This window comes from Streptacidiphilus monticola (assembly GCF_042658505.1).
Lineage (GTDB): Bacteria > Actinomycetota > Actinomycetes > Streptomycetales > Streptomycetaceae > Streptacidiphilus > Streptacidiphilus monticola.
Map to the genome: position 1 here is coordinate 1 of NZ_JBHSQJ010000133.1, position 13,434 is coordinate 13,434.

Consider the following 13,434-nt stretch of genomic DNA (forward strand, 5'->3'; position numbering starts at 1 on the left):
GTGGGCCGGTCGCGGTGGGGGCACCTCCCGCCCGAAGGGCGGGGGATCCTCGCGGCCCTGGCGGGCGTGCGGCCGTGGCGGGCGTGCGGCCGTGGCGGGCGTGCGGCCGTGGCTGGTCTGCGGCCTGGCGGGCCTGCGGCCGTGGCGGGCCTGCGGCGGGGCGTGGGCGACGTCCGGCTTCGGCAGGCTTTCCCCGAGCGCCGAAGCCGGACGTGGCTCCCCCTTGATGACCCCTCCCCGACCCTCCCCCTGAAATCCCCCGGCCCCGGCCCCCGCAGGGGCCCTGCGGGCCCCGTGCGCGGTCCGGCTTCCCCTCCGGACCGCGCGGGCCTGGGCCGTACTGCGTTCACCTCTCCTCTCGTGCCGGATCGTTGCGAGAAGATTCATCCCCTCGGCACCACCGGGCAATCCTTGAGCGCTGTCACCCGATCGTGGGGCGTTTTCGCCCTTTCGGGCGGGTAGAGCTGTGCCCTCGGCGCACCTTTTCCGGGTTTCCGGTTGTCGGGCAGGCGCGCCGAGGGCACAGGGGAGGCCGGGCTAAAGCTGCTGCGCAGTCAGGGGCAGCGGCGCCTCGCGGCCGCAGGCGTAGGCGATGGGGTTGATCAACTCGCCGGCCTCGGGCAGCCAGCGGTTGAGGGAGTTGGGCTCACGGGCCCACTGGGCGTAGCCCAGCAGGCCGATCCGCGTCGGCGGGGCGACGATCCAGCCGCCCTCGCCGTGGCCGACCAGGTCCAGGCGGCCTGGGCCCCAGCCGAGGCGGCGCAGCATGTCCGGCAGTTTGGCCAGGGCGCCCGGCAGGACCAGGAAGAGCAGCCGGCGGCCGCGTCCGGGGCCGCCCGGCATGGCCAGCACCGGGCCGAGCTGGACGCCCATCCGTTCCATCCGGGCCAGGGCCAGGCAGCCGGCCACCTCGGGGACGTCGATGGCGTCGAAGGACCGGCCGGTCGGCAGCAGGATGGACGCGTGCGGGTTCTCGCTCCACCAGCGGCGGACCACGCCCGGGCCGGCGCTCGAACGCCGGGTCCAGTCGCGGGTCGCCGGATGGGCGCCCGGCATCGGACAGGCCGGGTCGCCGCAGGAGCAGCGGGGCGGTCCGTCGTCCTCGATCAGCCAGGCGCCGGGGGAGACCTCCCAGTGCCGCTCCTCCGCATATGCAACTGCCGCTTCCGGCAGGGACGGACGCAGTTCGCGCGCCGTCCGCGGCCGGGTCGCTCCCAGGGTGTCTTCCACGTCCAGCACAACTGGCCGTATGCCAGGTGGTTACGGCCTGAACTGGAAAGTCGTCCGAGCGGCACGCGCGCTCAGGGGGCGCGTGGAGGCATTCGCGGGGGCGTGCGCGCAAAACCCCTTCGCTCTGCGGGTATCACACTCCGGTGCCCCGCCGTTACGCTGAGCTGAAGTGGCAAGGAGCTGACCGTTTCTGACGCATCATCGGGGCGGGTACCGGGAATGCTTCGAGGGTTCCTCAAGGGGAGGCAGTGACGTCCATGGCCGCCAGACCGCTCGTCGCGCGACAGCCCAATGAACGGCTCCAGGCACTCATCCAGGAGGCCGGCTGCTCCAACGCCGGGCTGGCCCGCCGGGTCAACCTCTGCGGTGCCGAGCACTCCCTCGATCTGCGGTACGACAAGACCTCGGTGGCCCGCTGGCTGCGCGGCCAGCAGCCGCGCGGGCAGGCGCCGCAGATCATCGCGGAGGCGCTGGGCCGCAAGCTCGGCCGCACCGTCACCGTCGACGAGATCGGCATGGCGGACGGGAAGAACCTCTCCTCCCACGTCGGCCTGCAGTTCTCGGCCAGCCTCCAGGGGGCCGTCGAGCAGGTCTGCGAACTGTGGCGCAGCGACGTCGGCCGGCGGGACTTCCTGACCGGGGCCACCGTCGCCGCCTCCGCGCTCGTGGAACCGAGCCGAGACTGGCTGATCACCGGGCCCGACGTGCAGGTGGCCCGCGCCGCCGGACAGCGGGTCGGGCCGGCGGACGTGGACGCGGTCAAGGCCACCACCGAGATGCTGGTCGACCTGGACCACCGCTTCGGCAGCGGCCACGTCCGGCCCGTCGTGGTGCACTACCTCAACAGTGTGGTCTCCGGCCTGCTCAACGGCTCCTACCGGGAGGACACCGGCCGCAAGCTCTTCGGCGCGGTGGCCCGGTTGACCGAACTGGCCGGCTACATGGCCATCGACACCGGCCAGCCCGGTCTGGCGCAGCGCTACTACATCCAGGCGCTGCGGCTGTCCCAGGCCGCGGGCGACCGCGCCTACGGCGGCTACGTGCTGGCCTCCTCGATGAGCCACCTGGCGGCCACGCTCGGAAACCCGCGTGAGATCGCCCAGTTGGCGCGGGCGGCCCAGGAGGGCGCCCGGGGCTCGGCCACCCCCACCGCGATGGCGATGTTCTACGCGGCCGAGGCGCGCGGCCACGCCCTGCTCGGCGACCCGCGCTCCTGCGACGCTGCCGCCGCCAAGGCCGCTGAGTCCCTGGAGCACAGCCGTCCGGAGGAGGACCCGGAGTGGATCGCCCACTTCGACGCCGCCTACCTGGCCGACGAACTCGCCCACTGCCACCGGGACCTGGAGCAGCCGCGCCAGTCCGCCAAGCACGCGATCGCCGCGCTGGAGGGCCACGCCCCGTCCCGGGTGCGCCGCCGCGCGGTCGACCTGCTGCTGCTGGCGCTGGCCCAACTGCAACTGCGCGAGGTCGAGTTGTCCGTGGGTACGGCCACCCAGGCGGTGGAGCTGATGTCGGGGCTGCGCTCGGCCCGCGGCTCGGAGTACCTGGACGACTTCCGGCGCAGGCTGGAGCCCTACCGCGGCCAGCGATCGGTCCAGGAGTTCCAGGCCCGGTTCGCCACGGCGGCGGCCTGACACGCCGTCGCGAGCGGTGCTTGGTCCAGGTGTTCGGTGGGTGGTAACGCGAACGGGGGATTCGGTAGCGTGGGGCGCGCTCGGAGACGCTCAGCCATGACGTGAGGAAACGCGTGAACCACCGCCGGCCGAACCCAGGTGAGCTGACCCCTGACGACCTGTTCCGGCCCGAACCCGGGCCGGCGGCGGGGGACTCGGCCGCAGAGGCGACGCAGTTCCTGCCGCCGATGCCCGCCTCGCCCCAGGTCTATCCGCAGCAGCCGTACCCGCAGCAGCAGTTCCCCCCGGCGCAGCCGCAGCAGCCCTATGGCCAGCAGCCGCCTCCGTACCCGCAGCAGGGCTACCAACAGCCGTACGGCGCACCGGCTCAGACGGCGTATCAGCAGCCGGTGGGCACCCCCGCCTACGACGACGAGCCGCCGGCCCGGCGCGGGCCGTCCACCCGGGCCATCGCGGTCGGCGTCGTCGCCGTCTGCGCGGTGCTCGGCATCGGCATGGGGCTGCTGATGAACGGCAGCGGTTCGGCCACCGCGGGGACCACCGGCTCCACCGCCACCGCGCAGAGCACCGGCAGCAGTGCGGCCTCCGCGCCGGCCGGGACGGACCCGCAGGCCCAGGCGCTGTGGGGCCTGCTGCAGAACGCGGCGAGCAGCCGCTCCGCCGTGGTCGCCGCGGTGGAGAACATCGGCAACTGCCAGAACCTGGCCCAGGCGGCCCAGGACCTGCGCCAGGCCGCGCAGCAACGGCGGGAACTCATCAACCAGTTGGGGCAGTTGCAGGTGGACCACCTGCAGCAGGGCAGTGCCCTGGCCGACGCGCTGCGCACCGGCTGGACCAACTCGGCCCAGGCGGACGAGCACTACGCCAACTGGGCCGACGCGAACAAGGATTCGTGCGGCCACAAGAAGCACCACCTGGGCCACAACGAGGAGAAGCAGGCCGGCGACGCCGCCAGCGGCGACGCCAGCCGGGCCAAGGCCACCGCCTCCCGGCTCTGGAACGCCGTGGCGGCGGCCAACAACCTGCCGAAGCGCTCCCCGCTCCAGCTCTGACCCGACCTGCCCTCAGCTCCCGGCGCCGCCGGTCGCGCTGAGGGCGGGACGCATGTCCACCAGCCCGGTGCGCTCCCAGGTCAGCTCCCCGCCGACGACGTGCTGGAAGGCGACCTCGGTGTTGACCGTCCTGGGCACCGAGACGTTCGGAAGCATGAACTGCGTCTGCCAGTTGAGGGCCGGGGTGATCCCCTTCACCGTGATCCCGGCGGTGGTCTCCAGCCTGGCCTGCAGCAAGCTCGCCGTCACCGGCCCCTGGACGCCCTGCAGCGCGCTGCGCAGCACCTGGTAGGCGACCCAGGTGGTCTCCACGAAGGGGTCGGCCGCGGAGATCTCGGTGTGCGAGAAGGCGTACTTCCTGAGCACCGAGTGCAGGTCGTTCCAGACGGAGCTGTCGTCCGGCGGGTACCAGCTGGTCACCAGGGCATCGGCGAGCGGACCCGAGGAACCGCCGGTGGCGTCGACGACGGTCTGCTGGATGCTGCCGACGACGGAGGCGAGCTGCGTGTGCCGGTGCGGCAGGCGGCGGTAGCTGTCCAGGAAGGTCGAGGTCGAGGCGGCGTCCAGGGCCAGGGTGATGCAGTTGCGACCCTGGTCCCCGGCGATGGCGGCCGCGGCCTGTTCGCTGTAGTCGGTGCGGCCGGGGGTGACCCGGATGTCCACCGCCGCCAGCCTGCTGCTCGCCAGTCCGGCGTTGAGGTAGCCCACCATGGCGTCGCCGACGATGCTGTCCGGGCGCACGATGGCCACCCGGCGGCAGCCCGAGGCGATCAGCTGGGCGCCGTTGCCGGCGAGGAGCGACTGGTAGCCGCCGTTGACGGGATAGGAGTAGGGGGCGCTGAACTCCGTGTCCGACAGCCCGGCGCCGCCGAGGTAGGGGATGCCCGCCTCGCTGAGGACCGGCATGAAGCTGTCGCCGAACTGGCTGTAGGAGCCGACCACGGCGGCCACGTTCTGCTGCACCGCCTGGGTCGCGCACGCCTGGGCGCCCTCGGCGGTGTCCCGTTCGTCGCAGGTGATCACGCGCAGGGTGCGGCCGCCGATGCCACCGGTGTCGTTGATCCACTGCGCTATCGCCTGCGCCGTCACCGGCACCGCCGGCTCCGAGCCGGCCTCCGAGCCCAGCGGCGCCCAGGTCATCACGGTCACCGTGGAGTTCTCCGCGGCGGTCGCGTCCGCTCCGCAGCCCGCCGTGGTCGCGCCCACGAGCAGGGCTGCCGCCGTCGCGGCCAACCAGCTGACAGTGCGTCTGACGTGCTTTCCGGCGGGCATGGTGACGGCCTCTCCGCTGTGACAGCTGCGCTACGAGGAGTCAGGGTGTCGAGCCATGCGCACCGCCGATGGGCAGTCAGGAGAACGGTGGAACAACACCAGGGGAACTCCAGGGGCAGGCCTGGAGCGGAACGCCGCCTTCCGGCACGCTTAGGATCGGGGACCGTGCAAGACGCAGCAAGGGCTTCAAAAACCGGTACCCGCTCCAGGAGGATGGGCGGCATGCCGCTCACTGACATCCCCTGGTGGCGTTGGCGGGCCCGAGTCCGCTCAGCGCTGCACATGCTCGGCGACCCCGTCTTCCAGCAGGAGGTGTGGGGAGCCGGCCGCGACGGCTTCGGTGACGTCACCGACGCCGTCTACCGACTCGTCGAGGACACCTGGCTGGACCGCTGGTCGGCCGAGAAGTACGTCGGCTCCATATTCCGCGACAGCGCCGAGGCCGCGCTGGTCGACACCGCCGTGCTGCGGGTGCTGCGCATCCTGCACCAGGTCGGCCCGGACGCCGCCTGGGCCGTGTACGCCCAGCACCACGGCTGGCCCGAGGCGGTCCGCGCCTGCCGCGAGGCCCATGTGCGGCTGAGCCTCAACGACGGTGAGGACCCGGACAGCCCGCCACGCTCGCTCGCGGTGCTCCAGATCCTGACCCAGAGCACCGGAGCGTGAGACGGCCCGGCAGTGCCGGGCGCCACTGTGGCAACCTTTGTCGGACACGTCCCACGAGAGGAAGCGTCCGGTGGCCGACCAGTACGTCCTGACCCTGTCCTGCCCCGACAAGCAGGGCATCGTCCACGCCGTCTCCAGCTACCTCTTCCTCACCGGTTGCAACATCGTCGACAGCCAGCAGTTCGGCGACGCCGAGAGCGGACTGTTCTTCATGCGCGTCCACTTCTCGGCGGAGCCGCCGGTGACGGCGGAGAAGCTGCGCGCCAGCTTCGCGGCGACGGGAGACGCCTTCCACATGGACTGGCAGATCCACCCGGCCGGGGAGCGGACCCGGACGCTGCTGCTGGTCAGCAAGTTCGGCCACTGCCTGAACGACCTGCTGTTCCGCAGCAGCATCGGCGCGCTGCCGGTGGAGATCGTCGGCGTGGTCTCCAACCACACGGACTTCCGCGGACTGGCCGAGAGCTACCACGTGCCGTTCCATCACATCCCGGTGACGCAGGCCACCAAGGCGGAGGCGGAGGCGGAGCTGCTGAAGCTGGTGGAGACGGAGAACGTGGACCTCGTGGTGCTGGCCCGCTACATGCAGGTGCTCTCCGACGACCTGTGCCAGGCCCTCGCCGGGCGGGCCATCAACATCCACCACTCGTTCCTGCCGAGCTTCAAGGGCGCCAAGCCGTACCACCAGGCCCACGCCCGGGGCGTGAAGCTGATCGGGGCGACGGCCCACTATGTGACTGCGCAGCTGGACGAGGGCCCGATCATCGAGCAGGAGGTCGTGCGGGTCTCGCACGACGTGACGCCCGAGCAGCTGGTCGCGCTGGGGCGCGACGTGGAATGCCAGGCCCTGGCCCGCGCGGTCAAGTGGCACGCCGAACACCGCGTCCTCCTCAACGGCACCCGGACCGTCGTCTTCGCGTAGGTGCCCCGCAAGGGGCGCGGGGAACTGCGCGAGCAACGCACCCACCCATGGAGGTTCGACCCTGATTGCGGGCCGGACCTCCACGAGTGGTGGGCTGGTCGCGCAGTTCCCCGCGCCCCTGACGGGGCCTATGGCCCCACGGCCTCTGACGGGGCCTACGGCCGGGACAGCAGCGGCACAGCTCGAAGCACTTCACGTGCCAGCGCGCTGTCGCCGGTGAGGCCCACCGGGAGGCGGTCGGGGGGCGTGTGACCTGCGCAGAGCTGGCAGAACTCCACCCCGTCCACGGCGATCGTCGCGGTGGGTTCCAGGTCCGCCGCGGCCGCCGGGGGCTCCAGGGCGTCGAGTGGCACCAGCCACTCCCCGCCGCCGCGGCCCTCCACCAGCAGGCGCAGGACCCGGGGCTTCTCCTCCCGCGGGCGCAGCCCGCCGAGCAGATGGGGCAGCATCCGTACCGCCAGGCCCACCAGTTGGCGCAGGTGCGGGCCGCGCGGCGGGTGGACCGGGTAGCCGACGGCCTCGGCGATGTCCTCGCCGTGGATCCAGGTCTCGAAGGTCCGGTCCAGGAAGGCGTCCCGGAGTGGGAGTTGGAAGGCGCCGTAGTCCACCAGCCGGTCGCCCGCGGTGTCGCCGAGCAGCGCGGCGCGTTCGACCAGTCGGCGCGTCTGCGCCCGCCACGCCACCCGGACCGTCTCGGGGCTGCGGGAACGGTTCAGCCGCCGCAGGTAGGCCGTGCGCACCGCGAGCAGCTCGCCCTCGGCGGGCTCCGTGGCTCCGGCGGCCGGGTCGGGCAGGCCGAGCAGTGGGGCCAACAGGCCGTCCACCGCCGCGAGATGGGACAGCACCTCGGCCGGGGAGCACTCCTCCGTACCGTTCCACCAGCGCAGTGTGACCGTCTCGCGCCAGTCGAGCTCGCCCAGGTCGCGCAGCAGCGCGTCGAGCCGGGCCGTCTCCGCGACGAAGGGCTCCGCCCATTCGGGGACCCGGATGGCCGGGGCCCGGCGCTCCAGGCAGCGGGAGAGCACGGCGGCCCGCAGACCGGGCTCCGGGTCCAGCGGCTCGTCCGCCGACAACCAGCCGGCGGCGTCCCGCAGTTGGGCGGCCTCCTGGGAGCAGGAGGAGCAGTCCGGCAGGTGCGACTCCAACAGCTCCGCCTCGTCGGGCGGACAGGCGTCCAGCGCCCAGGCGCCGAGGAGGGTGCGCAGGTCCTCGTGGGAGCGGTTCACTCGGCGCCCCCCGACTCCAGGGCGGTGGCCAGCAGTTGCAGCCCCAGCCGCATCCGGTGCTTGGCCACGTCCGGGCTGATCCCCAGCTCGTGCGCGGCCTGCTCGTAGGTGCGGCCGCCGAAGTAGGTGAGCAGCAGCGTCTCCCGCAGCGCCTGCGGCAGCCCGGTGACGACGTAGCGCACCCGTGCCGCCGTCGCCGCGGCCAGCACCTCCTCCTCGGCGCCGGCGCACTCCGTGGGGCCCGCGCCCTCGGCCGGGACGTCCAGCCCCCGTTCGCGGCGCAGCCGTTCGACGGCCCGGCGGTGGGTGAGCGTCCCGATCCACGAGCGCATCGAGCCGCGGGCGGCGTCGAAGCCCTCCGGATGCGCCCAGACGTGGGCGAAGACCTCGCGCGTGATCTGCTCCGCGGCATCCTGGTCGTCCAGCACGCGCTGGGCCAGGCCGTGCACCAGGGGAGCGAACTGGTCGTACAGCTCACCCAGGGCGGACTCCTCGCCCCGGGCAAGCCGCCGCTGGATCTGCTGGTCCCAGCGGATCGGCGCCGAATTCCGCATCGCGCCTCCCCCTACGTCCCGTGTTGCGAATCTACCCCTGCTGTGAGGGGGGTTCGGCGGGAATGGAAAAACTGTGTGCGGTATCCGGAGGCGGAGCGCTTCTGTTCGGGCACAGGTGGTACGGCTAGCCTGAAAGCTCATCACTTCGACGGAAGCCTGGACCGGTGACCGAACTGACGGTGCGTGCGGAGCAGTACGCCGACTGGACGCTGTTGCGCCCGGCCGGCGAGATCGACCTGGTCTCGGGGCGGGTCCTGCGAGAACGGGTGCACGGCGCCGTGGCGGAGGGCAGCAGGAGGGTCCTGCTGGACCTGAGCGAGGTGCGGTTCTGCGACTCCAGCGGGGTCGGCGTGCTGATCGCCGCGCGGCGGCTGCTGAGGTCCTGCGGGGGCGAGCTGCGACTGGTCCTGCCCGAGGCGTCCGCGGTGGCGGAATGCGCCCCGGTGCACCGCGTCTTCGCCGCGCTCGGCGTCCGCCGGCTCTTCGACATCCACCCGGACGTCCCCTCCGCGGTCTCCGGCGACGAGGGCGAATTCGCGCTCCCGGCGTAAGTCGCAGCCCCGGGGCGCGAGGATCCCGCACCCTCCCCCAGCCTTCGGCCGGGGGTGCCCCCACGGCGGGAGATGCCCCAGTGCGAAGGATGGGGGATCCTCGCGCCCCCGATGGTCCCGTTAGATTGTTCGGGTGAACGAAGTCCCCACCTTGAGCATCGTGCTGCCCGCGTACGGCGTGGCCGAGTATCTGCCGCGCTGCCTGGACTCGGTGCTGCGGACCGACTTCGCGGGGCTCGAGGTGATCGCCGTGGACGACGCCTCGCCGGACGCCACCGGCGCGATCCTGGACGAGTACGCGGCGCGCGACCCCCGCCTGAAGGTGCGTCACCTCGCGGTCAACCGGGGGCTGGGAGGTGCCCGCGAGGTCGGCCTGCGCGAGGCCACCGGCACCTACGTCTGGTTCGTCGACAGCGACGACTGGCTCGCCGAGGGCGCCGTGGACGCCGTCCTCGCCCGCCTCGCCGAGGTCCGGCCGGACGTGCTGATCACCGGCTTCGCCCGGGTCTACCCCGACGGCAGCACGGAGCCGGACACCTGGCGCCGCCTGCTCGTCGAGCCGCCGCTGCCCGCGAGCTTCACGCTCGCCGAGCGGCCCGCCCTGCTGCAGATGATCATGTCGGTCTGGAACAAGGTGGTGCGCCGGGACTTCCTCGAAACCCTCGGCGTCCGCTTCGGGCCCGGCTACTACGAGGACATCTCCGTCACCTACCCGCTGCTGCTCGCCGCGCGGTCCCTCAGCTACCTCGACCGGGACGTCTACCTCTACCGCCGGCAGCGCGAGGGGGCGATCACCAACACCGCCTCGCCCAAGCACGCCGACGCCTTCGCGCAGTACGACGCGATCTTCGAGTTCCTGGACCGGCACCCGGAGATCGGGCCGCAGCTGGTGCGGCTGGTCTTCGACCGGACGGTCAAGCAGGCGGTGACCATCCTGGACACCCCGGGCCTGGTCCCGGACCGGCTGCGGCAGGACTTCTTCGCGCGCGCGGCCGAGCACTTCCGCCGCCGCAGGCCCGCCGGCTACCGCTATCCGTCCGGGCTGCGCGGGGTGCAGTACCGGCTGGTGGAGCGCAACGCCTGGAGCGCCTACGCCCGGCTGCGCCCGCTCCAGCAGCTGCCGCGCACGCTCAAGCGATCCGCCCGCTCCGCGGCGCCGACGGCCAAGCGGGTCGTGCGCGGGGCCGGGCGGCGCGGGCTCTACGAGGCGTACCGGCGGCTGCCGATCGACGAGAACCTGGCCGTCTACGCCGCCTACTGGTACCGCGGCTACGCCTGCAACCCGGCGGCGATCTACGCCCGGATGCGCGAACTGGCCCCGCAGGTGCGCGGGGTCTGGGTGGTGAACACCCGTCAGCAGGCCGAGGCGCTGCCCCCGGGGGTGCCTTACGTCCTGGCCGGGACGCCCGCCTACTTCAAGGCCATGGCCACCGCCAAGTACCTGGTCAACAACGTCAACTTCCCGCACACGATGACCAAGCGGCCCGGTTCGGTGCACGTCCAGACGCAGCACGGCACGCCGCTCAAGCTGATGGGCATGGACCTCAAGGACCGCCCGCTGGCCGCCGCGGACATGGACTTCCAGCGGCTGCGCGAGCACGTGGCCCGCTGGGACTACCTGGTGACGCCCAACCCGCACAGCACCGCCGCGTTCGCCACCGCCTACCCCGGCTCCTACCAGGTGCTGGAGACCGGCTACCCGCGCAACGACCGCCTGGCGCGGGCGACTTCGGCCGACGTGGCCGAGGTACGCACCCGCCTCGGCATCCCCGCCGACGTGACGGCCGTGCTCTACGCGCCGACGCACCGCGAGCAGCAGCAGTCCGGCTACCTGCCGCACCTGGACCTGGAGCAGCTGGCCCGGGACCTGGGCGGCGACTTCCGGCTGCTGGTGCGCGCGCACTACTTCTACGAGGGCGGCGCGGGCCTGCCCGCGGACGAGCGGATCATGGACGTCTCGGCGCACCCCGTCGTGGAAGACCTCTATCTCGCGGCGGACGTGCTGGTCACGGACTACTCGTCGGCGATGTTCGACTACGCGGTGCTGGACCGCCCCATCGTCGTCTTCGCTCCCGACTGGGCCGAGTACCAGCGGGTCCGCGGCGTCTACTTCGACCTGATGGCCGAGCCGCCGGGTGTGGTGACCACCACCGCGCGGCAGCTCGCGGACGCCCTGCGCGACGGCAGTGCGGAGGGCCCGGCGGCGGCCAAGCTGCGGGCGGCCTTCCGCGAGCGCTTCTGCGCCCTGGAGGACGGCCGGGCGGCGGAGCGCGTGGTCCGCGCGGTCTTCCCGGTCCGGTAGCGGGCGCTCAGCCCGCGACGCGGTTGGAGAGCCAGACGAGGGAGGCGGGCAGCATGGCCCGCCACACCTCGGGGCTGTGGCCGCCCTTCGGGACCGTGAGCACCTGACTGGCGCTCTTGTCCCGCAGCACGCCGAAGAGTTGACGCGCGTCGGGCACGGTGCCGCGGTCCTGCAGGCTGCCGGCCAGCAGCAGCGCGATCGGCGGTTGCGAGCGGGCGTCCCGCAGTGCGAGGTAGGGGTTGTTCGCGCGGGCCAGCCGCGGGTCGCGCAGCACCAGCGGCGACTCGGGCGCGTTGTAGCCGGACAGGCTGACCGCGCTGCGGAAGCTCTCCGGGTGCTGCACGGTCAGGTTGACCGCGCAGTAGCCGCCTGCCGAGTAGCCCATCACGCCCCAGCGCCGGGGGTCGGCGGAGGCCCGGAAGGACTTGCGGACCAGGTCGGGCACGTCCTTGGCCAGCCAGGTGGCGGTGCGGACGCCGCTGGGCAGGTCGGTGCAGCCGGCGTCGGTGTTGCCGCCGAGCACGTTGAGCTTGGCCGAGACGAGGATCATCGGCTGCGCCTGGCCGTGGTCGATGAGCTCCGCCAGCTCGTGCTGCACCCGCATGGTGCCGAACCACGCCTGCGGCGTGCCGGGGGTGCCGGGCAGCAACTCGACCACGGGGAAGCGCACTCCGGCCCAGGCCGGGTCGTGGTACTGCGGGGGCAGCCATATGTAGAGGCTGCCCTTGATCCCAGAGCGCTCGCCCAGCGCCACGGTGCGGTAGACCCCGGCGCTGTAGGTGTGGAAGTCGAGCCGCTGGTCCGGGTGCCGGCCGGAGGTGCTGTCGGTGCCCCCGCCGTGCCCGGCGTTGGTGTTCAGCTGGACGGCGGTCTCGGAGCCGAGCAGGTCTCCCCAACTCTCGTAGAAGGGGCCCATGCTGTTGTTGAGCCAGACCAGCACGACGGCCACGGCGGCGAGTTGGCTCAGCAGCGTCAGGCCGGTGCGTGCGGCGTAGCGGGCGGCGGTGGGGCCGGGGACGCGGTTCCAGGCCCACACCATCAGCGCCGTCGTCAGCACCAGCACCGCGATCGTCAGCAGGAAGAACGGTGTGCCGGTAAGACTCATCGTCGAACCCTCTCGGACACCGGGTGAATACGCGTTCTTACTCTTTCAGCGAGCCTACTCGCGCGTGCGCGAACGGCTTCATACCAGCGAATGAGACCCGAATGGCCGTACGGCGGGGGAGGGCTCGGACGCTTGTAGGAAGGGTGGCTTTCGGGTGGCGCGCGCCGCGCTCCCGCGCCGTGCGCGGAGAGTTGCCCTACGCTCACAGAGGTGCGCAGGCAGTGGATCCACAGCCGCGCCGGGGCAGTATGCACCCCCGGGCAGCCCCGGCGTTGGAATATGCCAAAAGACCATGCGATGCCGCCCGGGCGGGGATCATGCTGGAGCTTCATCCCGCGAGTACGGGTGGTGTGAGTGGTGCAGGCGCAGCGCGTGAGGGAAGAGACGCTCCAGATCCGGACAGTGGTCGGGGCCGCCCCCGAAGAGGTGGGACGGGCCCGGCGCTGGGCACGGTCGCAGCTGGACGGTCACGGCCTGGCCCCCGACACGGTGGACACCCTGGTGCTCGTCGTCTCCGAACTCGTCACCAACGCCGTCGTGCACACCGGCCGGGAGGCCGTGCTCAGCCTCGCCCCTGCCGTCGGCGGCAGGGTCCGCGTCGAGGTGGCGGACGCCTCGGCGAGCGCACCGGCGCCACGGGACGCGGAGGATGACGCGACGTCAGGACGCGGCCTGGAGCTGGTCGCCTGCCTGGCCGACCGCTGGGGCTGGTATCCGGACGGACAAGGCAAAAAGGTGTGGTGCGAGTTGGCCGGAAGTGAACGCAACCAATCCGAATTTCCGATCGGGCATTGACGTCGCGTATTCAGCTGATCACCCTTGGATGCGGCACGCCGCGGCGAGGGGACGTCAAGGCCCCGTCAGGTTCCTTGGCGAACGCGGTCGGTGACCCCTGCGGCGGGGCGGGGGCCCGCCGGGCC

General features: G+C 72.5%; 12 protein-coding genes. 7 read left to right on the forward strand and 5 right to left on the reverse strand.

Features of this window, described 5'->3' with window-relative positions; genetic code table 11:
• Positions 1 to 537: 537 nt before the first annotated feature.
• Complete coding sequence (locus tag ACFP3V_RS26610; RefSeq protein WP_380588571.1) at positions 538 to 1,230, reverse strand: bifunctional DNA primase/polymerase; 693 nt, start codon at positions 1,228 to 1,230, stop codon at positions 538 to 540.
• Between the two features lie 257 nt (positions 1,231 to 1,487).
• Between ACFP3V_RS26610 and ACFP3V_RS26615 the strand changes: the two genes are divergently transcribed.
• Together ACFP3V_RS26615 and ACFP3V_RS26620 are read left to right on the forward strand one after the other, a co-directional pair.
• Positions 1,488 to 2,864, forward strand: a complete 1,377-nt coding sequence (locus ACFP3V_RS26615; RefSeq protein ID WP_380588523.1) for a transcriptional regulator — start codon at positions 1,488 to 1,490, stop codon at positions 2,862 to 2,864.
• A gap of 113 nt (positions 2,865 to 2,977) precedes the next feature.
• Positions 2,978 to 3,916 (forward strand): hypothetical protein, encoded by a 939-nt coding sequence (locus tag ACFP3V_RS26620; protein ID WP_380588526.1) that lies wholly within the window; start codon positions 2,978 to 2,980, stop codon positions 3,914 to 3,916.
• A gap of 12 nt (positions 3,917 to 3,928) precedes the next feature.
• Here the strand turns inward: ACFP3V_RS26620 and ACFP3V_RS26625 are convergent, their stop codons facing one another.
• A complete protein-coding gene (locus ACFP3V_RS26625) occupies positions 3,929 to 5,188 on the reverse strand; it encodes an ABC transporter substrate-binding protein (RefSeq protein ID WP_380588528.1) in 1,260 nt (419 codons plus the stop codon).
• A 213-nt stretch (positions 5,189 to 5,401) separates the two neighbouring features.
• On the opposite strand from ACFP3V_RS26625, the gene ACFP3V_RS26630 reads away from it, so the two are divergent.
• Together ACFP3V_RS26630 and purU are read left to right on the forward strand one after the other, a co-directional pair.
• Positions 5,402 to 5,854, forward strand: coding sequence for an SCO4402 family protein (locus ACFP3V_RS26630; protein ID WP_380588531.1), 453 nt, complete (start codon positions 5,402 to 5,404; stop codon positions 5,852 to 5,854).
• A 70-nt stretch (positions 5,855 to 5,924) separates the two neighbouring features.
• Complete coding sequence (gene purU, locus ACFP3V_RS26635; RefSeq protein ID WP_380588534.1) at positions 5,925 to 6,776, forward strand: formyltetrahydrofolate deformylase; 852 nt, start codon at positions 5,925 to 5,927, stop codon at positions 6,774 to 6,776.
• Between the two features lie 155 nt (positions 6,777 to 6,931).
• Here the strand turns inward: purU and ACFP3V_RS26640 are convergent, their stop codons facing one another.
• Together ACFP3V_RS26640 and ACFP3V_RS26645 are read right to left on the reverse strand one after the other, a co-directional pair.
• Positions 6,932 to 8,002 carry a maleylpyruvate isomerase N-terminal domain-containing protein gene (locus ACFP3V_RS26640; protein ID WP_380588537.1) on the reverse strand — a complete coding sequence of 357 codons (1,071 nt, stop codon included), beginning with the start codon at positions 8,000 to 8,002 and terminating at the stop codon, positions 6,932 to 6,934.
• A complete protein-coding gene (locus tag ACFP3V_RS26645; RefSeq protein WP_380588539.1) occupies positions 7,999 to 8,556 on the reverse strand; it encodes a sigma-70 family RNA polymerase sigma factor in 558 nt (185 codons plus the stop codon). The genes ACFP3V_RS26640 and ACFP3V_RS26645 overlap by 4 nt, the downstream gene beginning before the upstream one ends.
• A gap of 164 nt (positions 8,557 to 8,720) precedes the next feature.
• Between ACFP3V_RS26645 and ACFP3V_RS26650 the strand changes: the two genes are divergently transcribed.
• Both ACFP3V_RS26650 and ACFP3V_RS26655 read left to right on the forward strand, forming a co-directional pair.
• Entirely contained in the window at positions 8,721 to 9,107 is a 387-nt protein-coding gene (locus ACFP3V_RS26650; RefSeq protein WP_380588542.1) for an STAS domain-containing protein, read from the forward strand.
• Positions 9,108 to 9,240: 133 nt separating this feature from the next.
• A complete protein-coding gene (locus ACFP3V_RS26655) occupies positions 9,241 to 11,409 on the forward strand; it encodes a bifunctional glycosyltransferase/CDP-glycerol:glycerophosphate glycerophosphotransferase (RefSeq protein WP_380588545.1) in 2,169 nt (722 codons plus the stop codon).
• Positions 11,410 to 11,416: 7 nt separating this feature from the next.
• Here the strand turns inward: ACFP3V_RS26655 and ACFP3V_RS26660 are convergent, their stop codons facing one another.
• Positions 11,417 to 12,514: an alpha/beta hydrolase gene (locus ACFP3V_RS26660; RefSeq protein WP_380588548.1), complete on the reverse strand. Its 1,098-nt coding sequence runs from the start codon at positions 12,512 to 12,514 to the stop codon at positions 11,417 to 11,419.
• 372 nt (positions 12,515 to 12,886) lie between these two features.
• On the opposite strand from ACFP3V_RS26660, the gene ACFP3V_RS26665 reads away from it, so the two are divergent.
• Complete coding sequence (locus ACFP3V_RS26665; RefSeq protein ID WP_380588551.1) at positions 12,887 to 13,309, forward strand: ATP-binding protein; 423 nt, start codon at positions 12,887 to 12,889, stop codon at positions 13,307 to 13,309.
• The last annotated feature ends 125 nt before the right edge of the window (positions 13,310 to 13,434 follow it).